The 7,031-nt window shown below is 61.0% G+C and carries 5 protein-coding genes; 1 reads left to right on the top strand and 4 read right to left on the bottom strand.

Annotated features, from left to right (window positions below):
- Positions 1 to 626 (top strand): GntR family transcriptional regulator (locus tag D8V06_RS20645; protein ID WP_130931691.1); only part of this gene is annotated, 626 nt, incomplete at its 5' end.
- Positions 627 to 847: 221 nt separating this feature from the next.
- Here D8V06_RS20645 and guaD read toward each other — a convergent pair.
- From guaD to xdhA, 4 genes are all read right to left on the bottom strand, one after another.
- Complete coding sequence (gene guaD / locus D8V06_RS20640; RefSeq protein WP_056856975.1) at positions 848 to 2,152, bottom strand: guanine deaminase; 1,305 nt, start codon at positions 2,150 to 2,152, stop codon at positions 848 to 850.
- A gap of 8 nt (positions 2,153 to 2,160) precedes the next feature.
- Positions 2,161 to 3,003 carry a xanthine dehydrogenase accessory protein XdhC gene (gene xdhC / locus D8V06_RS20635; protein ID WP_056856976.1) on the bottom strand — a complete coding sequence of 281 codons (843 nt, stop codon included), beginning with the start codon at positions 3,001 to 3,003 and terminating at the stop codon, positions 2,161 to 2,163.
- A 139-nt stretch (positions 3,004 to 3,142) separates the two neighbouring features.
- A complete protein-coding gene (gene xdhB / locus D8V06_RS20625; RefSeq protein ID WP_130931689.1) occupies positions 3,143 to 5,542 on the bottom strand; it encodes a xanthine dehydrogenase molybdopterin binding subunit in 2,400 nt (799 codons plus the stop codon).
- Entirely contained in the window at positions 5,535 to 6,989 is a 1,455-nt protein-coding gene (gene xdhA, locus D8V06_RS20620; RefSeq protein ID WP_056856978.1) for a xanthine dehydrogenase small subunit, read from the bottom strand. Before xdhA ends, xdhB begins: the two co-directional genes overlap by 8 nt.
- Between the last annotated feature and the right edge of the window lie 42 nt (positions 6,990 to 7,031).

Genomic DNA, 7,031 nt, shown 5'->3' with positions numbered 1-7,031 from the left:
GCGAAGAAGCGCTGGGGGAAATTTTCGGGGTCAGCCGCACCATCATTCGCCGCGCCTTGTCGCGCCTGGCCCATGAAAGCGTGGTGCTGTTGCGTCCGAACCGCGGTGCCGTGGTCGCCAGCCCGAGTGTCGAAGAGGCTCGGCAGGTGTTCATGGCCCGCCGTCTGGTGGAGCGAGCGATTACGGAATTGGCGGTCCAGCACGCCACCGCCGAGCAGATCGCCGAGTTGCGCCAAATGGTCAACGACGAACGCGACAGTTTTTCCCGTGGCGATCGTGGTGCCGGTATCCGTCTGTCGGGTGAGTTCCACCTGAAACTGGCCGAAGCGGCGAAAAACGCGCCGTTGATCAGTTTCCAGCGCAGCCTCGTGTCGCAGACCTCGCTGATCATTGCCCAGTATGAAAGCGGCAACCGATCCCACTGCTCTTATGACGAGCACACCCAGTTGATCGACGCCATCGAAGCGCGCAATGGTGAACTGGCGGTGGACCTGATGATGCATCACATGGATCACATCGACAGCAAGCTCAACCTCGATGAGGAAAGTGCTTCGGATGACCTGCATGCGGTGTTCTCGCACTTGTTGCAGACCAAGAAGCCAGGGCGATCGACTGCCAAGCTCTGACTTCCTGATACTGATCGTTCCCACGCTCTGCGTGGGAATGCCTCAATGGACACTTCGCGTCCGCTTCGGCAGGAACGCGGAGCGTCCCGGGCTGCATTCCCACGCGGAGCGTGGGAACGATCAAATCGCTGGCAAGCCAGCTCCCACAGGGACCGAGCTGAAACGCAAATTGTCTGGATCGTTCCCACGCAGAGCGTGGGAACGATCATGCACGCAATGCCTTAGCGCTGATGCACCAGATTCCCCGCCGCATAGGTCTGCAACACCGTCCGGTCATCCCCCAGCGTCATCAACACAAACAACGTTTCGGCGATGTTATTGGCCTGCTTCAGGCGATAGCCCAGCAGCGGCGTGGCGTTGTAGTCGAGCACCAGGAAGTCGGCGTCGGTACCCGGTTGCAGGTTGCCGATCTTGTCTTCCAGGCGCAATGCGCGGGCACCGCCGAGGGTGGCCAGGTACAGCGACTTGAACGGGCTCAGGCGCGCACCTTGCAGTTGCATGACCTTGTAGGCCTCGTTGAGGGTTTGCAGCAGCGAGAAACTGGTGCCGCCGCCGACATCGGTGCCGATGCCGACATTGAGTTTGTGCTTCTCGGCCATCGGCAGATTGAACAGGCCGCTACCGAGGAAGAAGTTTGAAGTCGGGCAGAACGAGATGGCCGAACCGGTTTCCGCCAGGCGCGCGCACTCTTCATCGCACAGGTGCACGCCGTGGGCGAACACCGAGCGTTCACCGAGCAATTGGTAGTGATCGTAGACGTCCAGGTAGCCCTTGCGCTCCGGGAACAGCGCCTTGACCCACTCGATTTCCTTGAGGTTTTCGCTGATGTGGGTCTGCATGTACAGATCCGGGTATTCGCTCAGCAACTGGCCGGCCAAGGTCAGTTGTTCCGGGGTGCTGGTCGGGGCGAAGCGTGGAGTCACGGCGTAGTGCAGGCGACCCTTGCCGTGCCAGCGCTCGATCAACGCTTTGCTTTCGAGGTAGCTCGATTCAGCGGTATCGGTCAGGTAGTCCGGGGCGTTGCGGTCCATCATCACCTTGCCGGCGATCATCCGCAGGTCGAGCTGCTCGGCCGCTTCAAAGAACGAGTTCACCGATTGCGGATGTACGCTGCCGAAAACCAGTGCCGTCGTGGTGCCGTTGCGCAGCAATTCCTTGATGAAGATATCCGCGACTTCGTCGGCATGGGCCTTGTCGGCGAACTGGCTTTCGCACGGGAAGGTGTAAGTGTTGAGCCAGTCCAGCAATTGTTCACCGTAGGCACCGACCATGCCGGTTTGTGGCAGGTGGATGTGGGTGTCGATAAAGCCGGGGGTAATCAACGCGTCCTGATAATGGGTGATTTCGATGTCTGCAGGCAGCGTCGGCAGCAAATCACTGGCGTGGCCAAGTGCGCTGATTTTGCCGTTATCAACCACCAGCAAGCCGTCCTCGAAATATTCATACGAGGCTTCGATGCCAACGATGGCAGGGTCGGCGATGCTGTGCAGGATGGCGGCGCGGTAGGCTTTGCGAGTCAGTGGCATGAGCGTTCTCAATGGGAGGCTTGGCTGCGGCGTGACGCAGGCAGCAGTTTGGCAATCGATCCGGCGCTGGCGGTGTGCTGGCCGAAGTTCGCGTTGTAAGTGGCGATGATCTCGCCGGCGATGGAGATGGCGATTTCCACAGGCAACTTGCCTTTGACTTCGCCGATGCCCATCGGGCAGCGCATGCGTTGCACGACGCTGCTGTCGAAGCCGCGATCACGCAGACGATGTTCGAACTTGACCCGTTTGGTCTTCGAACCGATCAGGCCGAAGTAGGCGAAATCGTTGCGCTTGAGAATCGCGGCGGTGAGTTCGAGGTCGAGCTGGTGATTGTGGGTCATGACGATGCAGTAGCTGCCGGCGGGCAGGTCGTCGATTTCATCCACCGGTTCTTCGGCAACGATCTTGCGAACGCCGTGGGGGATCTGCTCTGGAAACTCATCATCGCGTGAGTCGATCCAGCGCACGCGGCAGGGCAGGCTGGAGAGCAATGGCACCAGCGCCCGGCCGACGTGGCCGGCGCCGAACACAGCGATTTGCGCTTGCACCTGGCCCATCGGTTCAAACAGCAAAACGGTGGCACCGCCGCAGCACTGACCAAGGCTGGCACCGAGGCTGAAACGCTCCAGATGCGTATCCTGCTTGCCGCTGGCGAGCATCTCGCGAGCGATCTGCATGGCCTTGTATTCCAGGTGCCCGCCACCGATGGTGTCGAAGGCCTGACGGGCGCTGATGACCATCTTCGAGCCGGCATTGCGCGGAGTCGAGCCGAGCTCTTCGATGATCGTCACCAACACGCAGGGCTCACCCTGGTTTTGCAGGTCGGCGAGGGCGTCGATCCAGTTGTACATGTTTCACCTCGACATCTGTGTGTCAGATCGTTCCCACGCTCCGCGTGGGAATGCATCACTGGACGCTCCGCGTCCGCTGTTCAGGATGCGACGCGGAGCGTCGCCGGCTGCATTCCCACGCAGAGCGTGGGAACGATCATCAGAGCGAAGCCAGTTCGGTTTCAGCTTCGACAGCCTTCGTCGCCTTCAACTGGCGCATCTGCTCGCAACCCCACAACACCCGTTCCGGCGTCGCCGGAGCGTCGATCTTCGGTTGATGCTTGTAGTCACCCAGGCTCGCCACGGCGTCTTTGATCGCACACCACGCGGCGATGCCGAGCATGAACGGCGGCTCACCCACGGCCTTGGAATGGAACACCGTGTCTTCCGGGTTCTTGCGGTTTTCCACCAGCTTCACCCGCAGGTCCAGCGGCATGTCCGCCACGGCCGGGATCTTGTAACTGGCCGGGCCGTTGGTCATCAGCTTGCCCTTGTTGTTCCACACCAGCTCTTCCATGGTCAGCCAACCCATGCCCTGGATGAAACCACCCTCGACCTGACCAATGTCGATGGCCGGGTTCAACGACGCGCCGACGTCGTGGAGGATGTCGGTGCGCAGCATCTTGTATTCGCCGGTCAGGGTGTCAACCAGCACTTCGCAGCACGCCGCGCCAAAGGCGAAGTAGTAGAACGGACGGCCACGGGCCTGGCTGCGGTCATAGTAGATTTTCGGCGTCTTGTAGAAGCCGGTGCTCGATAGAGATACCTGGGCGAAATAGGCCTGCTGTATCAACGCTTCGAAAGTCAGGATGTGGTCGCGAACCCGCACGTGGCCGTTGTGGAATTCGACGTCCTCTTCGCTGACCTTGTATTGGCGGGCGGCGAATTCCACCAGGCGCTGCTTGATGGTTTCGGCGGCGTTCTGCGCGGCTTTGCCGTTCAGGTCGGCGCCACTGGACGCTGCGGTCGGCGAGGTGTTCGGTACCTTGTCAGTGTTGGTCGCAGTGATTTGCACGCGGTCCATTTCCACCTGGAACACTTCGGCCACGACCTGCGCGACCTTGGTGTTCAAGCCCTGGCCCATTTCGGTGCCGCCGTGGTTCAAATGGATGCTGCCGTCGGTGTAGACGTGCACCAGAGCGCCGGCCTGGTTGAGGAAGCTGGCGGTGAAGGAAATGCCGAATTTCACCGGAGTCAGCGCCAGGCCTTTTTTCAGGATCGGGCTGTTGGCGTTGTAGCGACGGATCGCTTCGCGGCGCTCGGCGTACTGGCTGCTTTCTTCCAGTTCGGCGGTCATTTCCTCGAGCATGTTGTGCTCGACGGTCTGGTAGTAATGGGTGACGTTGCGCTCGGTCTTGCCGTAGTAGTTGGCTTTGCGTACGGCCAGCGGATCGAGGGCCAGATGCCGGGCGATGGCGTCCATCACCTCTTCGATGGCGACCATCCCTTGCGGGCCGCCGAAACCACGGTAAGCGGTGTTCGACGCGGTATTGGTCTTGCAACGGTGACCGTTGATGGTCGCATCACCGAGGTAATAAGAGTTGTCGGAGTGGAACATCGCGCGGTCGACGATCGAGGCCGACAGGTCTGGCGAGCAACCGCAGTTGCCGGCCAGTTCCAGGGCGATGCCGTGCAGGCGGCCGGTGCTGTCGAAGCCGACGTCGTACTCGACATAGAACGGGTGACGCTTGCCGGTCATCAGCATGTCTTCGACGCGCGGCAGGCGCATCTTGGTCGGCTGGCCGGTCAGGTGCGCGATCACCGCGCACAGGCACGCCGGGCTCGCCGCCTGGGTTTCCTTGCCGCCGAAACCACCGCCCATGCGGCGCATGTCGACGACGATCTTGTTCATCGACACGTCCAGCACTTCAGCCACCAGCTTCTGCACTTCGGTGGGGTTTTGCGTGGAGCAGTAGACGATCATGCCGCCGTCTTCGGTCGGCATCACCGAAGAGATCTGGGTTTCCAGATAGAAATGCTCCTGGCCGCCGATGTGCAGCGTGCCCTGGATGCGATGTTCGGCGGTGGCCAGCGCCGTGGCTGAATCGCCGCGCTGATGGGTGTGGCTGTCGAGCACGAAGTGGCGTTTGCGCAGTGCTTCGACCACGTCAAGCACGGGTTCCAGGTCTTCGTATTCGATGATTGCGGCCATCGCTGCCTTGCGGGCGGTTTCCAGATCCTTGGCGGCCACGGCCAGCACCGGCTGCCCGACGAACTGCACGTCATCAATGGCCAGGAGCGGATCACCGGGCAACAGTGGGCCGATGTCTTTCAGGCCTGGTACGTCTTCGTGGGTGATGGCGATGCGCACGCCCTCGAAGGCGTAGCAAGGCTGGGTGTCGATGCTGATGATCTTCGCGTGGGCGCGGTCCGACAGGCGCGCGTAAACGTGCAACTGGTTGGGAAATTCCAGGCGATCATCAATGTACTGCGCTTCACCGGACACATGCTTGGCCGCGCTGTCGTGCTTGACGCTGCGACCGACACCGGTGGTCAGGTCCTTGGCGAACAGTTCAGCCAGTTCGGCCTGGGTCTTCTCTACGGCGTGATGATTAGACATAAGCGGTCACCCGAGTCTCGATGTGCGGTGTTTGCAGTTCAATGAAGTATTTGCGCAGCAGGTTTTGCGCGCTGAGCAGGCGATATTCCTTGCTGGCGCGAAAATCCGAGAGCGGCGTGAAATCTTCGGCCAGTGCGGTGCAGGCGCGTTCGATGGTGGCATGGTTGAACGGCGAGCCGAGCAGCGCCGCTTCACAGGCTGCGGCACGTTTCGGAATGGCCGCCATGCCGCCGAACGCCACGCGGGCTTGCGCGACGATGCCGTTTTCCAGGCGAATGTTGAAGGCGGCGCACACGGCAGAGATGTCGTCGTCCAGACGCTTGGAGACTTTATAGGCGCGGAACAGATTCTCGACGCTGGCGCGGGGCACGATGATCTTCTCGATGAACTCGCTTTCCTGACGCGCGGTCACGCGGTAATCGATGAAGTAGTCCTCCAGCGCCAGGGTACGGCGGGTTTCGCCTTTGCACAGAACGATTTGCGCGCCGAGGGCGATCAACAGCGGAGGCGAATCGCCGATGGGCGAGGCATTGCCGATGTTGCCGCCCAGCGTGCCCTGGTTGCGGATCTGCAAGGACGCGAAACGCTGCAGCAGTTCGCCGAAATCCGGGTATTCAGCCTTCAAGGCTTCATAGCAATCGGAGAGGGCGGTGGCGGCACCGATTTCCAGGCGGTCGTCGAAACGCTCGATGCGCTTCATTTCGGCGACGTTGCCGACATAGATCATCACCGGCAGGGTGCGGTGGAACTGCGTGACTTCCAGCGCCAAGTCCGTACCGCCGGCCAGCAGGCGGGCCTGCGGGTAAGCGTCGTAGAGATCGGCCAGGTCGGCCACGGTCAGCGGCACCAGGCAGCGTTTGTCGCCGCTGTTGAGTTCGCCGATGTCGGTCGGTGCGATGGCTTTCAAGCGGGCAATGGTGTCCGCTTCACGCGCATCGAACTGATCCGGTTGTTTACCGCAGCAGGATTGTTCGGCGGCTTCGAGAATCGGCCGATAGCCGGTGCAACGGCAGAGGTTGCCGGCCAGGGCTTCGTGGGCTTTGTGGGAATCGGGCGCTTCGCTGTTCTTTTGCAGGGCGAACAACGACATCACGAAGCCCGGTGTGCAGAAGCCGCACTGTGAGCCGTGGCACTCGACCATGGCTTTCTGCACGCTGTGCAGTTCACCTTTGTGCTTGAGGTCTTCAACGCTGATGAGTTGTTTGCCATGCAGTGACGAAACGAACGTCAGGCATGAGTTGAGGCTGCGATAACGGATGTGTTCGCGACCGGTGTCATCCGTCTGCAATTCGCCGACCACCACGGTGCACGCGCCGCAGTCACCGCTGGCGCAGCCTTCTTTGGTGCCGGGCTTGCCCACATGGTCGCGCAAATAGTTGAGCACGGTCAGGTTCGGGTCCAGGGCGTGCTCGCTACGGAGTTCCTGGTTTAGTAAAAACTGGATCACGGAAGGCCTCGCAGACTCATTATTGTTGTTAACCGACGTGAA

Origin of the sequence: Pseudomonas sp. Sample_24, assembly GCF_004307605.1 — a bacterium.
In the GTDB taxonomy this organism is placed as follows: Bacteria; Pseudomonadota; Gammaproteobacteria; order Pseudomonadales; family Pseudomonadaceae; genus Aquipseudomonas.
The sequence above is the reverse complement of the archived record's forward strand: the minus strand, read 5'-3'. Positions and strand labels throughout refer to the sequence as shown.